The organism is Mesorhizobium sp. 1M-11 (assembly GCF_001303895.1).
Taxonomy (GTDB): domain Bacteria; phylum Pseudomonadota; class Alphaproteobacteria; order Rhizobiales; family Rhizobiaceae; genus Mesorhizobium.
Genome location: NZ_LJSD01000011.1, coordinates 26,323 through 43,177, shown reverse-complemented (window position 1 = coordinate 43,177; position 16,855 = coordinate 26,323). Strand labels below are relative to the sequence as shown.

Annotated in this window: 13 protein-coding genes; 8 read left to right on the top strand and 5 right to left on the bottom strand. The window is 61.3% G+C overall.

Features of this window, described 5'->3' with window-relative positions; all coding sequences use genetic code 11:
* The first annotated feature begins 41 nt into the window (after positions 1-41).
* The 3 genes from glmU (at position 42) to AO692_RS03910 (ending at position 4,268) form a co-directional block, all read left to right on the top strand.
* Positions 42-1,391 (top strand): bifunctional UDP-N-acetylglucosamine diphosphorylase/glucosamine-1-phosphate N-acetyltransferase GlmU, encoded by a 1,350-nt coding sequence (gene glmU, locus AO692_RS03920; protein WP_054308736.1) that lies wholly within the window; start codon positions 42-44, stop codon positions 1,389-1,391.
* A 157-nt stretch (positions 1,392-1,548) separates the two neighbouring features.
* Positions 1,549-3,372, top strand: a complete 1,824-nt coding sequence (gene glmS, locus AO692_RS03915; RefSeq protein ID WP_054308735.1) for a glutamine--fructose-6-phosphate transaminase (isomerizing) — start codon at positions 1,549-1,551, stop codon at positions 3,370-3,372.
* A gap of 143 nt (positions 3,373-3,515) precedes the next feature.
* Entirely contained in the window at positions 3,516-4,268 is a 753-nt protein-coding gene (locus tag AO692_RS03910) for a DUF502 domain-containing protein (RefSeq protein ID WP_054308734.1), read from the top strand.
* On the opposite strand, the gene recG is transcribed toward AO692_RS03910, so the two are convergent.
* On the bottom strand, positions 4,220-6,328 hold the full coding sequence (recG, locus tag AO692_RS03905; protein WP_054308733.1) for an ATP-dependent DNA helicase RecG: 2,109 nt from the start codon (positions 6,326-6,328) through the stop codon (positions 4,220-4,222). The genes AO692_RS03910 and recG overlap by 49 nt on opposite strands.
* A gap of 93 nt (positions 6,329-6,421) precedes the next feature.
* On the opposite strand from recG, the gene AO692_RS03900 reads away from it, so the two are divergent.
* Together AO692_RS03900 and mfd are read left to right on the top strand one after the other, a co-directional pair.
* On the top strand, positions 6,422-6,739 hold the full coding sequence (locus tag AO692_RS03900; protein ID WP_054308732.1) for a succinate dehydrogenase assembly factor 2: 318 nt from the start codon (positions 6,422-6,424) through the stop codon (positions 6,737-6,739).
* Between the two features lie 7 nt (positions 6,740-6,746).
* A complete protein-coding gene (gene mfd, locus AO692_RS03895) occupies positions 6,747-10,235 on the top strand; it encodes a transcription-repair coupling factor (RefSeq protein ID WP_054308731.1) in 3,489 nt (1,162 codons plus the stop codon).
* Positions 10,236-10,243: 8 nt separating this feature from the next.
* Here mfd and AO692_RS03890 read toward each other — a convergent pair whose 3' ends face one another.
* On the bottom strand, positions 10,244-10,918 hold the full coding sequence (locus AO692_RS03890; protein ID WP_054308730.1) for a DsbA family oxidoreductase: 675 nt from the start codon (positions 10,916-10,918) through the stop codon (positions 10,244-10,246).
* Between the two features lie 122 nt (positions 10,919-11,040).
* Positions 11,041-12,855 (bottom strand): extracellular solute-binding protein, encoded by a 1,815-nt coding sequence (locus AO692_RS03885; protein ID WP_054308729.1) that lies wholly within the window; start codon positions 12,853-12,855, stop codon positions 11,041-11,043.
* Between the two features lie 219 nt (positions 12,856-13,074).
* Between AO692_RS03885 and AO692_RS03880 the strand changes: the two genes are divergently transcribed.
* The 3 genes from AO692_RS03880 (at position 13,075) to AO692_RS03870 (ending at position 15,504) form a co-directional block, all read left to right on the top strand.
* A complete protein-coding gene (locus AO692_RS03880) occupies positions 13,075-13,698 on the top strand; it encodes an invasion associated locus B family protein (protein ID WP_054308728.1) in 624 nt (207 codons plus the stop codon).
* Between the two features lie 169 nt (positions 13,699-13,867).
* Entirely contained in the window at positions 13,868-14,257 is a 390-nt protein-coding gene (locus AO692_RS03875; protein ID WP_054308727.1) for a hypothetical protein, read from the top strand.
* Positions 14,258-14,487: 230 nt separating this feature from the next.
* The gene (locus AO692_RS03870) at positions 14,488-15,504 is read left to right on the top strand and encodes a glycerophosphodiester phosphodiesterase family protein (RefSeq protein WP_244483278.1); all 1,017 of its coding nucleotides are present in this window, start codon (positions 14,488-14,490) and stop codon (positions 15,502-15,504) included.
* Between the two features lie 98 nt (positions 15,505-15,602).
* Here AO692_RS03870 and rpsI read toward each other — a convergent pair whose 3' ends face one another.
* Together rpsI and rplM are read right to left on the bottom strand one after the other, a co-directional pair.
* Positions 15,603-16,079: a 30S ribosomal protein S9 gene (gene rpsI, locus AO692_RS03865; RefSeq protein WP_054308725.1), complete on the bottom strand. Its 477-nt coding sequence runs from the start codon at positions 16,077-16,079 to the stop codon at positions 15,603-15,605.
* Positions 16,080-16,081: 2 nt separating this feature from the next.
* On the bottom strand, positions 16,082-16,543 hold the full coding sequence (rplM, locus tag AO692_RS03860; RefSeq protein ID WP_054308724.1) for a 50S ribosomal protein L13: 462 nt from the start codon (positions 16,541-16,543) through the stop codon (positions 16,082-16,084).
* Positions 16,544-16,855 lie beyond the last annotated feature (312 nt).

The window sequence follows — 16,855 nt, the reverse complement described above, 5'->3', positions numbered from 1 at the left end:
ATGCTAGAACGCCTTCGTCTTTCCCGCATCGGTAGCTGCTCATGACATCCAGAACCTGTCTGTCCATCATCCTCGCCGCCGGCGAAGGCACGCGCATGAAAAGCGCGCTGCCGAAAGTCCTGCATCGGATTGCCGGTCTGCCGATGGTGGCGCATGTGGTGAAGGCTGCCGAAATCGCTGGTGCGACGGATGTTGCCTTGGTCATCGGCCATGGCGCCGACGAGATGCGCAAGGCGGCCGAAAAGTTCGCACCGCACGCCGGAACGTTCGTGCAGGAGCAGCGCCTGGGCACGGCGCATGCCGTGCTGGCTGCACGCGATGCCATGGCCAAGGGGTATGACGACATCCTCGTCATGTTTGGCGATACGCCGCTGATCGACGCCGCTGCTCTCGGCGCGGCGCGAGCCAAGCTTGCGGAGGGAGCCGCCGTCGTGGTCATCGGCTTCCGCCCGCCTAGCCCGGCAGGCTATGGCCGGCTCATCGAAAAGGGCGGCAAGCTCACCGCGATCCGCGAGGAAAAGGATTGCACCGACGAGGAGCGCAAGATCGGTTTCTGCAATGCCGGCATGATGGCAGTCTCCGGCAAGTATGCGCTTGATCTGCTGGACGGTGTCGGAAACGCCAATGCCAAGGGAGAGTACTATCTGACCGATATCGTCGAGATCGCAAACGCCAGGGGGCTGGAGGTTGTCGCAACCGAGGCAGGGTACGAGAACGCGCTCGGCATCAACAACCGCGCCGAGCTCGCCGAGGCCGAGGCCATCTGGCAGAAGCGCCGGCGCCGTGAGGCCATGCTTTCCGGCGTTACGCTGATCGCACCGGAGACAGTCTATTTCTCGTATGACACTGAAGTCGGCCAAGATACGGTGGTCGAACCCAATGTCTTCTTCGGTCCCGGTGTGAAGATCGCCGATGGCGTAAAAATCCACGCCTTCAGCCACCTGGAAGGCGCTACCATTGCAGCCAATGCCGATATCGGCCCTTATGCTCGTCTAAGGCCAGGCTCCGACCTCGCGGCCAAGGCCAAGGTCGGCAACTTCGTCGAGGTCAAGAACGCCAGGATCGAGGCCGGTGCCAAGGTCAACCATCTGACCTATATCGGCGACGCGCGCATCGGCGCTGGCGCCAACATCGGTGCTGGTACCATCACCTGCAATTATGACGGCTACTCGAAATTCTTCACCGATATCGGCGCAGGTGCTTTCGTAGGCTCCAACTCGTCGCTGGTGGCGCCGATCAAGCTTGGCGATGGCGCCTACATCGCTTCGGGAAGTGTCATCACCGAAGATGTCCCGGAAGATGCTTTGGCTTTCGGTCGTGCACGCCAGAAAACCTTGCCTGGAAAAGGCAAGGAACTGCGCGAGCGGCGCGCTTCTGCTGCCAAGAAATAGAAAGTTCTTCTACTGGACTTGATGGAAAGCCTGTCATACGAGGCGCCGGACGGGTCTAAGTCAAAAGACTGGACGAAACGCAATGTGATTGTCGTGGGTGGCAGCGGTCGACTAAACAGCGGCCGGGTGATCGCCAAGAGGAATCGGGGCTGCTTTTATGTGCGGAATTGTTGGAATTGTCGGCCATTCGCCGGTTGCGCCGCTGATCGTCGATGCGCTGAAGCGGCTGGAATACCGCGGCTACGATTCAGCGGGCGTCGCCACGATCGAACATGGCGAGCTGTCGCGCCGCCGCGCCGAGGGCAAGCTGGTCAATCTGGAGCGCCGGCTGCAGGCAGAGCCGCTCGATGGCACAATCGGCATCGGCCACACCCGCTGGGCTACGCACGGCGTCCCCAACGAAACCAACGCGCATCCGCATTTCTCCAATGGCGTCGCGATCGTCCACAACGGCATCATCGAGAATTTTGCCGAGCTGCGCACCGAGCTTTCGGCTGACGGCTATGAGTTCTCCTCGCAGACCGACACCGAGGTGGTCGCTCATCTGGTTTCGCGCGAAATGGCGCGCGGCGCCAAGCCGGTGGAGGCCGCTCACAACGCACTGAAGCGCCTTGAGGGCGCTTTCGCACTCGCCATCATGTTCAAGGGTGACGAAGACCTGATCGTCGGCGCCCGCAACGGCCCGCCGCTCGCCGTCGGCCATGGCGAGGGCGAGATGTATCTGGGTTCGGATGCCATCGCGCTGGCTCCGTTCACCAATTCCATCACCTATCTCGAAGATGGCGATTGGGCGGTGGTGCGTCGCAACGAGATCACCATCTTCGACATGGATGGCAAGAAGGTAGAGCGCAAACGCCAGCAGTCGATCGGCACCTCGTTCCTGGTCGACAAGGGCAATCACCGCCACTTCATGCATAAGGAAATCCACGAGCAGCCGGAAGTCATCTCCCACACGCTCGGAAACTATATCGATTTCACCAACGGCAAGGCCAAGACGCTGGAGTTGCCTTGGGATTTCGCCAAGATCGATCGTATCGCGATCTCGGCCTGCGGCACCGCCTATCTCGCGGGTCTGGTCGGCAAATACTGGTTCGAGCGTCTCGCGCGCTTGCCGGTGGACATCGATATTGCCTCGGAATTCCGCTACCGCGAAATGCCGCTGTCAAAGAACAGCGCCGCACTCTTCATTTCCCAATCGGGCGAGACCGCCGACACGCTGGCCTCGCTGCGCTACTGCCGCAAGGAAGGCGTGCCGATCGGCGTCGTCGTCAATGTGCGTGAATCGACCATGGCGCGCGAAGCCGATGTCGTGCTGCCGATCCTGGCGGGACCGGAGATCGGTGTCGCCTCGACCAAGGCTTTCACCTGCCAGCTTTCCGTGATGGCCGCACTTGCCGTGCGCGCCGGCGTTGCTCGTGGCCATATCTCGCCCGATGACGAGGCGAGACTGGTCAAGCAGCTTGCCGAGGCACCGCGTCTGGCCAGCCAGGTCATCAAGCTGGAGGAGCAGATCGAGAAGGTCTCGCGCGATCTCGCCCATCACCGTGACGTACTTTATCTCGGTCGGGACACCAATTTCCCACTGGCGCTCGAGGGTGCGCTGAAGCTCAAGGAATTGTCCTACATCCACGCCGAAGGTTATGCGGCTGGCGAGCTCAAGCATGGGCCGATCGCACTGATCGACGAAAACATGCCTGTCGTCGTCATCGCGCCGCACGACCGTATCTTCGAGAAGACCGTCTCGAACATGCAGGAAGTGGCCGCACGAGGTGGCAAGATCATCTTGATCACCGACAAGAAAGGTGCCGAGAAGTCTACCGTGAAGACCATCGATACCATCGTGCTGCCGGACGTTCCGGAGATCATTGCGCCGATCCTCTACGCGCTGCCCGTCCAGATGCTGGCCTATTTCACGGCCGTGTTCATGGGCACCGACGTTGACCAGCCGCGCAACCTGGCCAAATCTGTCACGGTGGAGTGACAGGCGGACTGTCGCGATAGAGCATGATCCCAAAAAGTGGGAACCGGTTTTCGGAAAAGATCATGCTCCAATCGAAAGTCAGATTGTCGCCCATTCGTGTTGATGCTCTAAGGTAGGTGCGGCGCACAATCTTAGGGCTTGGAATGTCGGATACACCCAAAACGTCAGCGATAACCCGGCTGAGGAACTATTTCCTCGCCGGTTTTGTCGTCTGCGCACCTTTGGCGATCACCGCTTATATTGCTTGGTCTTTCATCGGCTGGGTCGATTCCTGGGTCAAACCTTATATTCCGTGGCGCTACAATCCCGACACCTATCTACCGTTTCCGGTTCCCGGTTTTGGTCTCATCGTGGCGCTGGTGCTGATCACGTTGATCGGCTTCCTTGCCGCCAACATCGTCGGTCGCGCCATCGTCACCTTTGGCGAACGCCTGCTCGGGCGTATGCCGCTGGTGCGCGGCATCTACGGTTCGCTGAAGCAGATCTTCGAGACCGTTCTTTCGAACAAGAGCGAGATGTTCCGGCAGGTGGGGTTGGTCGAATATCCGCGCAAGGATGTCTGGTCGCTGGTCTTCGTCGCCGGCGAAAAGCACACCGAAATCAACGAGAAGCTCGATGTCGAGGGCGATCCGCTGATGGGCGTGTTCATGCCGTGTACGCCGAACCCGACCACCGGCTTTCTGATGTATGTCCGCAAATCCGAGATCGTCATGCTGGATATGACCATCGAGGAGGGCGCCCGTCTCATCGTCTCGGCCGGCCTTGTCGCGCCAGATCCCAGGAAAAAGGTCAAGGGACCGGATGGCGGGCTTATCGATCTCGGCAATCCGCCTGCCGGTACCTTGCCTCAGCCGGCTCGCAAGAGCCGTACCGCCTCGTCACGCCCAAACAAATAAAGCAGCAGCCTCAGCGCCTCGCCACGTTCGCCCTGCAGTTCCGGATCGCGCGAAAGGATCAGTCTGGCATCGTCGCGCGCGGCCTCCAGCAGATCGGCATGAGCGTCGATGCGCGCCACCTGGAAACCCGGCGTGCCTGACTGACGCGTGCCGAGAAGCTCGCCTTCGCCGCGCAGCTTCAAATCCTCTTCGGCGATGACGAAGCCATCCTCCGTCTCGCGCATCACCGAAAGCCTGCGCTTCGCCGTCTCGCCGAGCGGATCCTTGTAGAGCAGCACGCAGCTCGACGGTTTCGAGCCGCGCCCGACGCGGCCGCGCAACTGGTGCAACTGGGCGAGGCCGAAGCGTTCGGCATGCTCGATCACGATGATGGTGGCGTCCGGCACGTCGACACCCACCTCGATGACCGTGGTGGCAATCAGCACACGTGTCTCGCCATCCTTGAAGGCACGCATGGCCTCGTCTTTCTCGACGCCTTTCATGCGGCCATGCACCAGCCCGATCCGGTCGCCGAACACCGGTTTGAGCGAGGCAAAACGATCCTCCGCCGACATCAGCTTGATCTCTTCCGATTCTTCCACCAGCGGGCATATCCAGTAGATCTTCTGGCCTTCCGCCACTGCGTCGCGGATACGGCCGACCAGTTCCTCCAGTCGTTCCAGCGGCAAGGTAACGGTGCGGATCGGCTGCCGTCCTGCCGGCTTTTCGGTGAGCTTCGACACGTCCATGTCGCCGAAGGCGGTCAGCACCAGCGTGCGCGGGATCGGCGTCGCCGTCATCACCAGCATATCGGGTGCGTCACCCTTGGCGGTGATGGCGAGCCGTTGGTGCACGCCGAAACGATGCTGTTCGTCGATCACTGCGAAGACCAGGTTCTTGAACGACACGGTTTCCTGGAACAGCGCATGTGTGCCCACGACGATGTCGATCGAACCGTCGGCCAGTCCGGCCAGCGTATCCGCTCGCTCGCGACCCTTTTCGCGGCCAGTTAGGATAGCGGTTGTGAGCCCCGCTTTCTCGGCAAGCGGCGCAATCGTGGCAAGATGCTGGCGCGCCAGGATTTCGGTTGGCGCCATCAGCGCTGCCTGGCCGCCTGCCTCGACCGCGCGCGCCATGGCCAGCAGTGCCACCACCGTTTTGCCGGAGCCGACATCGCCCTGCAGCAGCCGCAGCATGCGCTCCGGTATTTCGAGATCGGCGAGGATTTCGGCGAGCGCGGTTTCCTGCGAACCTGTCAGCGAATACGGCAGCGCCGCTCGCAACCGCTCGATGATTGCGCCGTCGCCGCTCAGCGGTCGGCCCGACAGCTTGCGGATGCGCGCTCGCACGAGCGCGAGCGACACCTGGCCAGCAAGGAATTCATCATAGGCGAGCCTGCGCCAGGAAGCATTTTCGGGTTGGGCGTCGAGCGGGCTTTCCGGATTGTGCACCCTGCCGAGCGCCGCCGCGAAGGATGGGAAGGTATGACGCCGCATGAACGTGGCGTCCTGCCATTCCAAGAGTGCGGGCACACGCCCCAGTGCCTGGCCGATGGCACGGCGCAGCACTTTCGAGGACAGGCCGGCGGTGAGAGGATAGACCGGCTCGACCAGCGGAAGGTTGCCTGCTTCACTTGCCAGCGCGATATGGTCGGGGTGCACCATGCTCGGCCGGCCGTTGAACCATTCCATGCGGCCGGACACCACCACCTGCTCGCCTTCGGGCATTGCTTTTTCAAGATAGCTGGCGTGAGCATGGAAGAAAGTCAGTGTGATTTCACCGGTATCGTCATGGGCGTAGACCCGGTAAGGCACCGATCTGTTGCCGCGTGGCGGTGGCTGGTGACGGTCGATGCGCACCTCCAGCGTAACGATCGCACCTTCCGCCGCATAAGCGATGCCTGGCCGGTTGCGCCGATCGATAACCGAATTGGGCAATACGAACAGAAGATCGCCGACGCGCGCTTCCCGGTCGCCGAGATCGACCGGCAACACCCGCTCGATCAGCGCAGCGACTTTCGATCCGACGCCGGCGAGCGTGGTGATGGGCGAGAACAGCGGATCGAGCAGGGAAGGGCGCATCCTGTCAGCTTATGGCCTGATCAGACTGTTGCAAGGCTGACACCGCCGGCTATCCACGCTATATGCGCCCTGCAAGTGAGGGATGCCGCCGCCATGACCGTAACGACACAATCGAACGCAAGGCTGGCGAACGCAAGATTGGCGAACAATGAGCTGGATCCGCACCGCAAGAAACTCCTGTTCCGCTCCTGGCATCGTGGCATGCGCGAGATGGATCTCATTCTTGGCAACTTCGCGGAGCGCGAGATCGGCGGCTTGACCGCCGACGAGATCGACCAATATGAAAGGCTCCTCGAAATCCCCGACACGGTGCTGATGCCCTGGCTGACCGGTGGCGAGCCGGTTCCCGGTGACATCGGCTTGCCGATCCTGCAAAAAATCCTGGCGTCGCGCCAAACGCTCGAATTCTGAAACGACAATGAGTCTGATTCCCAAAATCGGCCTGCCCAAGGGCCGCGTCGCCTCCTATATCGTCGATGGCGTTGCCGACGGCTTCGAAGCCTTCGCGTTGGTGCGGGCGGCAAGTGAAATCGCGGCGGATGGACCGTTGCTGTTCGTCGCTCGGGACGGCCAACGCCTGCCGGCCATCGTCGAGGCGCTTGCCTTTGCCGCGCCTGGCTTGCCCGTGTTGGAGCTGCCAGCCTGGGACTGCTTGCCCTATGACCGCGTTTCGCCGGGCTCCGATGCAGCCGCCCGGCGATTGGATGCGCTGGCGGCGATGATCGCCCTGGCCAGGAAGCCGCACCGCGCCATCGTGCTGACCACCGTCAATGCGCTGTTGCAGCGCATGCCGCCTGCTGAATTGCTGGAAGGTCAGACTTTCCATGCCAGACCCGGCAACCAGGTCGACATGAACAAGCTGATTTCGCGGCTCGAGAATTCCGCCTTCGAGCGCGTGCCGACGGTGCGCGATGTCGGTGAATTCGCCGTACGCGGTGGCATCCTCGATCTCTATGCTCCCGGCTGGAGCGAGGGCCTGCGCCTCGACTTCTTCGGCGATACGCTAGAATCGATACGCAGCTTCGATGTCGCCAGCCAGCGCACCACCGGCCAGCGCAAGTCGATGACGCTGCAGGCGATGAGCGAAGTGGCATTGACTGCCGAAGCCATCAGCCGGTTCCGCCGCTCCTATATCGAGGCTTTCGGCGCGCCGTCGCGAGACGATGGGCTTTATGCGGCAGTCTCCGAAGGGCGCCGCTTTGCCGGTATGGAACACTGGCTGCCATTCTTCTACGAGCGGCTGGAAACGGTGTTCGATTATCTGCCGGACGCGCCGGTGGTGTTCGATCACCTTGCGCATGAGGCGCTGACCGAACGGCACGATCTCATCCTCGATCACTACGAGGCGCGGCGCAAACAAGCCGATGCCGCACTCAAGGATGCAGTGCCTTACAAGCCGGTGGCTCCAGCACTGATGTATTTGACGCCCGACGATGTGAAGGCGGCAACTGGAGCGCGTGAGCAGATCGAACTCACGCCCTTTGATGCGCCGGACGCCGGCGGCCGCAAGGTTTTTCACGCCGGCTCACGCGCCGGCCGCTCCTTCGCCGAAGAACGCGCCGACCCCAATGCCAATGTTTTTGACGTGGCGGTGAAACACATCGCCGAGGAGCGTGCCGCCAAGCGCCGCGTCATCGTTGCCGGTTGGACCGAAGGCTCGCTCGATCGGCTCGGTCAGATTCTGGCTGAACACCATCTCGGCAACATCAAGCAAGTCGCGTCGCTGGCAGAGGCGGAAAAGCTGTCGCCGGGCGAGGCTGGTCTTGCTGTGCTACCCTTGGAAACCGGCTTCGAGACCGACACTCTGGTTGTCGTCGCCGAACAGGACATTCTGGGTGACCGGCTGGTGCGCCGCTCCAAGCGCAAGAAGCGGGCCGCCGATTTCATTGCCGAGGCCGCCTCGCTGTCGCATGGCGACATCGTCGTCCATGCCGATCACGGCATCGGCCGCTTCGTCGGCCTGAAAACCATCGAGGCCGCAGGCGCACCGCACGATTGCCTGGAAATTCGCTATGCTGGCGACGACCGGCTCTTCCTGCCTGTCGAAAACATCGAGCTTTTGTCCCGCTACGGTTCGGATTCGGCGGAAGCCACGCTCGACAAGCTGGGCGGCGGAGCCTGGCAGGCGCGTAAGGCGCGGCTGAAGCGCCGCCTGCTCGACATGGCCGGCCAGTTGATCCGCATCGCCGCCGAGCGCCAGATGCGGGCCGCGCCGAGCATGGTGCCGGCAGACGGGCTCTATGGCGAATTCGCCGCGCGTTTCCCCTACGAGGAGACCGACGACCAGCAGTCGGCGATCGACGCGGTCACTGACGATCTTTCCGCCGGCCGGCCGATGGACCGCCTGATCTGTGGCGACGTCGGCTTCGGCAAGACCGAAGTGGCACTGCGTGCCGCCTTCATCGCAGCCATGGAAGGTTTCCAGGTGGCTGTGGTGGTGCCGACCACACTTCTGTCGCGCCAGCATTTCAAGACTTTCTCACAGCGCTTCTCAGGTCTGCCGATCCGCGTGCGTCAGGCCTCCCGGCTTGTCGGCGCCAAGGAGCTGGCCGAAACCAAGAAGGGTGTCGCCGACGGTACGGTCGACATCGTCGTCGGTACCCATGCGCTGCTGGGTTCCTCCATCTCCTTCAAGAGCCTTGGTCTGTTAATCATCGACGAGGAGCAGCATTTCGGCGTCAAGCACAAGGAGCGGCTGAAGGAACTGAAGAGCGACGTGCATGTGCTGACGCTGTCGGCGACGCCGATCCCGCGCACGTTGCAACTGGCTCTGACGGGCGTGCGCGAGCTGTCGCTGATAGCCACGCCGCCGGTGGACCGCATGGCTGTGCGCACTTTCATTTCACCGTTCGATCCGCTGGTCATCCGCGAGACACTGCTGCGTGAGCGTTATCGTGGCGGCCATTCATTCTATGTCGTGCCGCGTATCTCGGATCTCTCCGAGATCCACGATTTCCTCAAGGCCGAGGTACCGGAGCTCAAAGTGGCCGTGGCTCATGGCCAGATGCCGCCGGGCGAACTCGACGATATCATGAACGCCTTCTATGACGGCCAGTACGACGTGCTGCTCTCCACCACGATCGTGGAGTCCGGTCTCGATATTCCGACTGCCAACACGTTGATCGTGCACCGCGCCGACATGTTCGGTCTCGCCCAGCTCTATCAGCTGCGTGGCCGCGTCGGCCGTTCTAAGGTGCGCGCCTATGCGCTGTTTTCGCTGCCGGCGAACAAGAAGCTCACCGACACGGCCGACCGTCGCCTCAAGGTGCTGCAGTCGCTCGATACGTTGGGGGCAGGATTCCAGCTCGCCAGCCACGACCTCGACATCCGAGGCGCCGGCAATCTGCTTGGCGAGGAGCAGTCAGGCCACATCAAGGAAGTCGGTTTCGAACTCTACCAGCAGATGTTGGAGGAGGCGGTTGCGGAAGTGAAGGACTCCGGCGAGGTGGCCGATACCGGCTGGTCGCCACAGATCACTGTCGGCACTGCCGTCATGATCCCCGAAGGCTACGTACCGGACCTGCAGCTCAGGCTCGCTCTTTATAGGCGCCTTGGCGATCTGGAGACGACCGAGGAGATCGACGCCTTCGGCGCCGAATTGATCGATCGCTTCGGCCCGCTGCCGGAAGAGGTGAAGCACCTGTTGAAAATCGTCTTCATCAAGGCGCTGTGTCGCAAGGCCAATGTCGAGAAGCTCGACGCCGGTCCGAAGGGTGTCGTCATCCAGTTCCGCAAGAAGGAATTCGCCAATCCCGTGGGGCTGGTCAAGTTCATCGGCGAGCAGGGCTCGTTGGCCAAGATCAGGCCGGATCAAAGCGTGGTCTTTATCCGCGACTGGCCGACTGCAGAGAAGCGCTTGGCGGGAGCGGCAGTTGTCATAACGCAGCTTGCGAAATTGGTGGCGTAGCTTCGAAGCTAAACCACCTTTTCCAGTTCACCGCGTGCCTTGGCTTCGGCAATCTGGCGGATCGCATCGGCGAGCGTTTCCGTATCCTGCGCGCCCATTACCGCATAACGCCCTTCGATCAGGAAGCACGGCACACCGGTGATGCCCATGCGCGAGGCAGTCGCGATCTCGGCGCGCACCGCTTCGGCGTCCGCATCGGTCGGCAGCAGTGTTTCGACGATGGCGATGTCCATGCCAGCTTCGCGCGCTGCCTCGATCAACACATCTGGATCCCCTGTGTTCTCGCCACGCTCGAAGTAGGCGCCGAACAATCGCTCGACCAACTTATTCTGGACGGCGACGCCGGCCGTTCCCGCCCAGCGGATGACGCGGTGCGCGTTCAGCGTATTGGGCGCCACTTTGATGGCGTCAAAGTCGAAGGAAATGCCTTCCACCGCGCCCAGCGAGACCAGGTTGGCATGGATCTGCTTCAAGCGGTCGCCGTCGCCGAACTTGGCCTGCATGTAGGCCTTGCGGTCCTTGCCTTCCGGCGGGATGGTCGGGTCGAGCTGAAACGGCCGCCAGCGCACCTCGACGCTCACATCCTTCAGGCTTTCGATCGCATGCTGCAACCGCTTCTGGCCAAGGAAGCACCAAGGGCAGACGACATCCGACACCACGTCGATGCTCAGGGTATCGCTCATCGCTTCATCCTTTCGCGGTATAGAAATTCCAGGAAAAGTGCGTTTCGGTTTTCTGTCCGGGATTGCGTAACAAAGAACTAGAGCGTTTCCTCGTTTCCGAGAAAATTGGAAACGCTCCAGGGTCAGTTCGGTTTGCGCCACCATACCGGCAACTGGTAGCCGAACAGCGGCGTTACCTTGGGATGCTCCAGATATTTCCAGTAGGCGACCCACTGATCGGGGTTGTACTGCATCGGCACCATATAGTTGCCCGAGATCAGCAGCCTGTCGAGCACGCGCACCGCGGCAACGAAATCTTCCTTGGTGCGCGCGTTGAGCATCGCATTGATCGCGGAATCCACCGCGGGTTCGGCGACGCCGGCCAGATTGAACGAGCCGTCGACCTTCGCCGCTTCCGATCCCCAGCGGAACCGCTGTTCGATGCCGGGCGACAGAGAATTGTTGAAGCCGCTGGCGCCGATCAGGACGTCGAAATCGTAGCGTTGCTTGCGTGACTGGATCTGGTCGCCGTCGAGCGAACGGATCGAGACGGCGATGCCGATCTTGCCCAGCGTGCGCTGGTAGAGCGAAGCGAGGCGTTCTTCGTCCTGAGAAGAGGTGAGGATTTCGAAAGCGAAAGGTTCACCTTGCGGGTCGAGCATCTGACCATTTTCAATATGGTAGCCTTGGCCCTTCAAGATCTCGAACGCCGTCTTGAGCACCTTGCGGTCTTGGCCGCTGCCGTCCGTGACCGGTGGCAGCCAGGTGCCGTCCATGACATCGGCAGGCACACGACCGGGATAAGGTGCCAAAAGCTCCTTTTCCTTGTCGCCAGCGGGATGGCCGAGCGCCGAAAGTTCCGAATCCTGCCAGAAGCTCTTCAGGCGTGCGTAGCGGTTGTTGAAAAGGTTCTTGTTGGCCCATTCGAAGTCGTAGAGCATGCCGAGGGCGTGGCGCACCTCGACATTCGCGAATTTCGGCAGGCGGGTGTTGAACAGGAAGCCAGTGACAACCGGTGGAATGCCGCTCTTGAACGTTTCTGCCACGACTTCGCCCCGCTTGAAGGCGGGAAAATCCATGTCGCGCTCGCGTTTGACTGGGTCGGTCTCCATATTGACGGCGCAGATTCCCTTTTTGAACGCTTCAAGCTGGGCGTTGGAATTGAGGAAATATTCGATCGTGATGCGATCGAAATTGTCGAAGCCCCGTTTGGAGGGGGTATCCTTGCCCCAATAATCCGGATTGCGCTTGAAGATGATGCGTTGGCCGGGAACCACCTTGTCGACCGTATACGGGCCCGAACCGATCAACGGCTTCAAGGTCGTCCTGTCGAACGTGTCCTTGTCGAAGGCATGTTTCGGGATGATCGGCGTCATCGCGATGATCAGCGGGAATTCGCGGTCCGACAGCTCGTTGAAGGTGAAGCGAACGCTGCGCTCGCCGGTCTTTTCAAGCTTCTCCACCCGCTTCATGCGATCCGAATAGGGCGGACGACCCTTTTCGGTGAAGACGTCATAGGTGAACAGCACGTCTTCCGGAGTTACTGGCTGCCCGTCCGACCATTTGGCCTTGGGGTCGATGTGAAACTCGATCCATTTGCGCTCCGGGTCCATGTCGACGCTGTCGGCAAGCAGGCCATAAAGACCGAAGGGCTCGTCAAAATTGCGCTGCATCAGCGGTTCGAAGACGAGGTTGCCGTAGATAGTGTCGATCATTCCGCGCGCCGTCGTGCGCAAACTCTTGATGATGAACGGGTTGAGATTATCGAAGGACCCGACCACACAATAGGTTATGTTTCCACCCTTCGGGGCGTCAGGGTTCGCGTAGGGAAAATGCGTGAAGCCGGCTGGCAATTTCGGCTCGTCCTGCATGGCGATGCCGTGCTTAGGCTCAGCCAAGGCCGATGGGCTGCTAGCCAGGAGAAGCGCGGCGGTCAGCCAGTAAAACGAGCGGCTCATGCCGTATCCTCGAACGGAATGTGTGATTCGAGACGCAACCTAGCATGAGCTGTGGCCGTACCGTGGCCATAGTCAAGAAATGCCGCGATTGGACTGGATTCAGGAACAATGCCAGTGTAACACGCCGGGCGAAGTCATTCTGTTGCCTCATTTGGGCAAGAGGTAGCACGCCAAGGTCTGAAGGCCGCTACGGGGATCAAGGTAGAGGAAGTTCATCATATGAAGAGCCTGAACAGCATAGCTCATCGTCTTTCGCTCATGGCCGCTGGCGTTGTCGGCATCCTGGGTGCAGGCGTTCCGGCTGCTTCTGCTCAGCAGCAGATCCCGCAGGGTTGGTTCAAGGCCTGCACCAAGCAGGAAGACGTCGACATCTGCAACGTGCAGAACATCCAGACCGCAGGCAACGGCCAGTTGCTCACCGGCGTCAGCCTGATCGACCTGCGCGGCAAGGTGAACCGCAAGGTCTTCCAGGTCACAGTGCCGACCGGCCGCCTGGTTCCTCCCGGCATTGGCCTGCAGGTCGACAACGGCAAGCCGCAGAAGCTCGACTATGTCATCTGCTTCCCTGACCGCTGCGTTGCCGAGGTGCCGCTGACCGATCAGCTCGTCACCTCCTTCAAGAAGGGCCAGCAGATCACGCTGACCTCGATCAACTTCCAGAACCAGCCGAACCCGATCAAGATTCCGCTGACTGGCTTCGGCACCGCTTTCGACGGCCCGGCCATGCAGCAGTCGGATCTGGAGGATCGCCAGAAGAAGCTGCAGGAGTTCGTCAACAAGAACAATCAGGACTTCTCCAAGAAGCTCAAGGAAGAGCAGGAGAAGGCCAAGACGGCGCAGTAATTGCCTCATCCGCTTGGCGGACTTGGCATGATGCATTCGAAGAACCCCGGCTCAGGCCGGGGTTTTTTATTGGGCAGGATGATCACCATGCGAGGTAGCGTTCATTCCTCATCGCTCGGCCACGAAGAGCGCTTATTCTCACCCGGCCATGGCGATGGGAGGAACAGCAATGAAGCGCGAAATGGTTCTGACGGCCTTGACTATGACCAATCTCCTTTTGCTGGCCGGGCTCGTGCTCGGCCGGGTGCTGCCGGCGGTTGCGCAAGGCGAGCCGCGCATCTTGCGAGGCAGCGGACTGGAGATCGTGGATGGTGAAGGGCGGTTGCGCGCTACCATCACCATCCAGCCTCCAGGCGACGGTGTGACCGAGACGGCCTTGCTGCGGTTGATGCAGCCCAACGGCCAGCCTGCGGTGAAGATGGGTGCGTCCCTGACCGGTGCCGGACTGAGCTTTGTCGGCGGCGACGACCAAAGTTACGTCATCCTTGACGCGGACGGGGCTGAAACCAGACTCAGGATGGTGGAACCCGGTGGTCGAGAGCGTCTCATCACGCCCTAGCGCATCGGCCTGAAAATCGGAATCGATTTCGGAAAGCACGATGCGTGGATTCAAAGTGTTAGAGCGTCCTTTGCGCGTCCGAAGGGCCGCGCGGCGCTCTGATCGTTGTCCTTTGCAAGCCGGCTTCGTTCACGCCGCCGTCATGCCGGACCGCTATGAGCGGCGCCGACTGATCCGGCACGGAGCGATTCTCAATGCGGATGGCACGGCTCGGCGCGGCACTGGCCGCGATGCTGACGATGACGCTCGGTGTTGCCGCGGCGCAAGATCGTACGGCACTCATCCTCGACCGTCTGCAGCACGCCAATCAATGGCGCGATCATGTCATGGTCGTCGCCCATCGCGCCGGTGGCCTGCAAGGCGCCAAATCTCGCTTCCCGGAGAATTCGCTTGCTGCGGTCGAGGATGCGATTGCGGCCGGCGCGGAGATGATCGAGGCCGATGTGCGCCGTTCCAAGGATGGCGCCCTCATCGTCATGCATGATAGCTGGCTCGACCGAACCACAACTTGCAAAGGCGAGGCTGCCGAGCGCACGTTGGTGGAACTCAGAAGCTGTCGGCTGGTGGTCGAGGCTGGTCGCATCCAAACAAGTGAAACCGTCTCGACGCTCGCCGAATTGCTCGCTGTCACCCGCGGCCGCATCCTGGTCAATGTCGACAACAAGCTTGGCACCGAGGCGCTGCCGGGGATCATCGCCGAGGCGAAGGCGCTTGGCATGGCCGAGCAGGTTGTGGTGAAGGAGAACATCTGGAACGACGCCCGCATCACAGAAGTGGGAGCCGCGCTGAAGGCGGCGGGCAGAGGCTTTCAGTTCATGCCGATTATCGCCGACGATGCTGTCCGCGATGCGGCTTTCGTCGAGAAGGTTGCCCGTACCTTCAATTCCCATGCGATGGAACTGATCAATTGGCGCAATGGCGCTGAAACGCTGACCGAAACTGGCGGCGCGCTGTTTTCGACCCGCATGCGCGCAGCCGCCGTGCGCGGCGGCTGGCATCTGTGGGCGAACACCTATGCCATCCTCAACAAGCCGGGTGGGTTCCTCGCCGGCGGCCGTGGCGATGAACTGGCCGTTGCTGCTGGCATGCCCGCTGAAAGCTGGGGCTTCTGGGCCGAACGCGGCGCCACCATCATCCAGACCGACGAGCCCCGCGCCGCGATCGAGTGGCTGGCTGCCAAGGGTTATCGCGTACCTTACGGCGAAAGGCGGCCCGAAGTGCCGACAACGACGGCCAGCATCAATTGACCAGTTAGGTCCACGAGGCGGCACTGCTCCGGTTATTGTCGACAAAAGCAAAAAAGGCCGCCCGGAGGCGGCCTTTCGATTTCGATCCCGCGAAACGCTTAGCGCTTCGAGAATTGGAAGCTGCGGCGGGCCTTGGCCTTGCCGTACTTCTTGCGCTCGACGGTACGGCTGTCGCGGGTCAGGAAGCCACCCTTCTTGAGCACGGAGCGCAGCGCCGGCTCGTAGTAGGTAAGTGCCTTCGAAATGCCGTGACGCACCGCACCGGCCTGGCCGGAGAGACCACCGCCGGTAACCGTGGCGACGATGTCGTACTGGCCGGCGCGGTTGGCCGCGATGATCGGCTGGTTGAGGATCATCTGCAGGACCGGACGCGCGAAGTAAGCGCCGAATTCCTTGTCGTTGACGGTGATCTTGCCGGAGCCGGGCTTCACCCAGACGCGGGCGATTGCGTCCTTGCGCTTGCCGGTGGCATAGGCGCGGCCCGACTTGTCGAGTTTCTGGACATGGACCGGAGCGGCCGGCTGCGCGGTCTGCGCGACCGAACCGAGTTCTGCGAGCGAGGAAAGCTCAGCCATAATCAAGCCCTCTTGTTCTTGGCGTTCAGCGCGCCGACGTCGAGCGTCACAGGCTGCTGGGCGGTGTGCGGATGCTCGGCGCCTGCATAGACGCGGAGATTCTTCATCTGGCGACGGCCGAGCGGACCGCGCGGGATCATGCGTTCAACGGCCTTCTCGAGGACGCGCTCGGGAAAGCGGCCTTCGAGCAGCTGGCGCGCAGTGCGCTCCTTGATGCCGCCGGGGTGACCGGTGTGCCAGTAGTAGACCTTGTCGGTGTACTTCTTGCCGGTGAGAACGACCTTGTCGGCATTAATGATGATGACATTGTCACCGTCGTCGACATGGGGCGTGAAGGTGGGCTTGTTCTTGCCGCGGAGGATGTTGGCGACGAGCGATGCCAGACGGCCGACGACGAGACCCTCGGCGTCGATCAGCACCCACTTCTTCACCACGTCCGCAGGCTTCTGCGAAAAGGTTGCCATGGTTACATGCTTTCGTTTCGGACCTTCAGAAGAAGGCGTTTCTTGTTGCTTTCATTGCCGGCCGGCCTCGGCCCGCCGCCAATAACAAAACGGCGGCCTTTGCGGGCCGCTGCTTTGCGTGGGCTTATAGGAGAGAGGATGGATGTCGTCAAGCGATGAAAGGTGGAGTTCTCCGTGAAAATTCATTAAAAAACAATAGCTTATGCAAAAGGTATTATTTTACCACATTCCTGTGGACTGGATCAGCGGCATTTTGCGCCATTTGGGGTCACCAGGTTCTCTGCGCGAAGCCTCCGCGATTGGCGTGTTCTT

Bases quoted from the DNA above. Each gene is read 5' to 3' on its own strand.
- AO692_RS03900 (WP_054308732.1), top strand. From the start codon at position 6,422: ATGACCGTAACGACACAATCGAACGCAAGGCTGGCGAACGCAAGATTG.
- rpsI (WP_054308725.1), bottom strand. From the start codon at position 16,079: ATGGCTGAGCTTTCCTCGCTCGCAGAACTCGGTTCGGTCGCGCAGACC.
- rplM (WP_054308724.1), bottom strand. From the start codon at position 16,543: ATGGCAACCTTTTCGCAGAAGCCTGCGGACGTGGTGAAGAAGTGGGTG.
- glmS (WP_054308735.1), top strand. From the start codon at position 1,549: ATGTGCGGAATTGTTGGAATTGTCGGCCATTCGCCGGTTGCGCCGCTG.
- AO692_RS03870 (WP_244483278.1), top strand. From the start codon at position 14,488: ATGCTGACGATGACGCTCGGTGTTGCCGCGGCGCAAGATCGTACGGCA.
- mfd (WP_054308731.1), top strand. From the start codon at position 6,747: ATGAGTCTGATTCCCAAAATCGGCCTGCCCAAGGGCCGCGTCGCCTCC.
- AO692_RS03910 (WP_054308734.1), top strand. From the start codon at position 3,516: ATGTCGGATACACCCAAAACGTCAGCGATAACCCGGCTGAGGAACTAT.
- AO692_RS03890 (WP_054308730.1), bottom strand. From the start codon at position 10,918: ATGAGCGATACCCTGAGCATCGACGTGGTGTCGGATGTCGTCTGCCCT.
- recG (WP_054308733.1), bottom strand. From the start codon at position 6,328: ATGCGCCCTTCCCTGCTCGATCCGCTGTTCTCGCCCATCACCACGCTC.
- AO692_RS03875 (WP_054308727.1), top strand. From the start codon at position 13,868: ATGAAGCGCGAAATGGTTCTGACGGCCTTGACTATGACCAATCTCCTT.
- glmU (WP_054308736.1), top strand. From the start codon at position 42: ATGACATCCAGAACCTGTCTGTCCATCATCCTCGCCGCCGGCGAAGGC.
- AO692_RS03880 (WP_054308728.1), top strand. From the start codon at position 13,075: ATGAAGAGCCTGAACAGCATAGCTCATCGTCTTTCGCTCATGGCCGCT.
- AO692_RS03885 (WP_054308729.1), bottom strand. From the start codon at position 12,855: ATGAGCCGCTCGTTTTACTGGCTGACCGCCGCGCTTCTCCTGGCTAGC.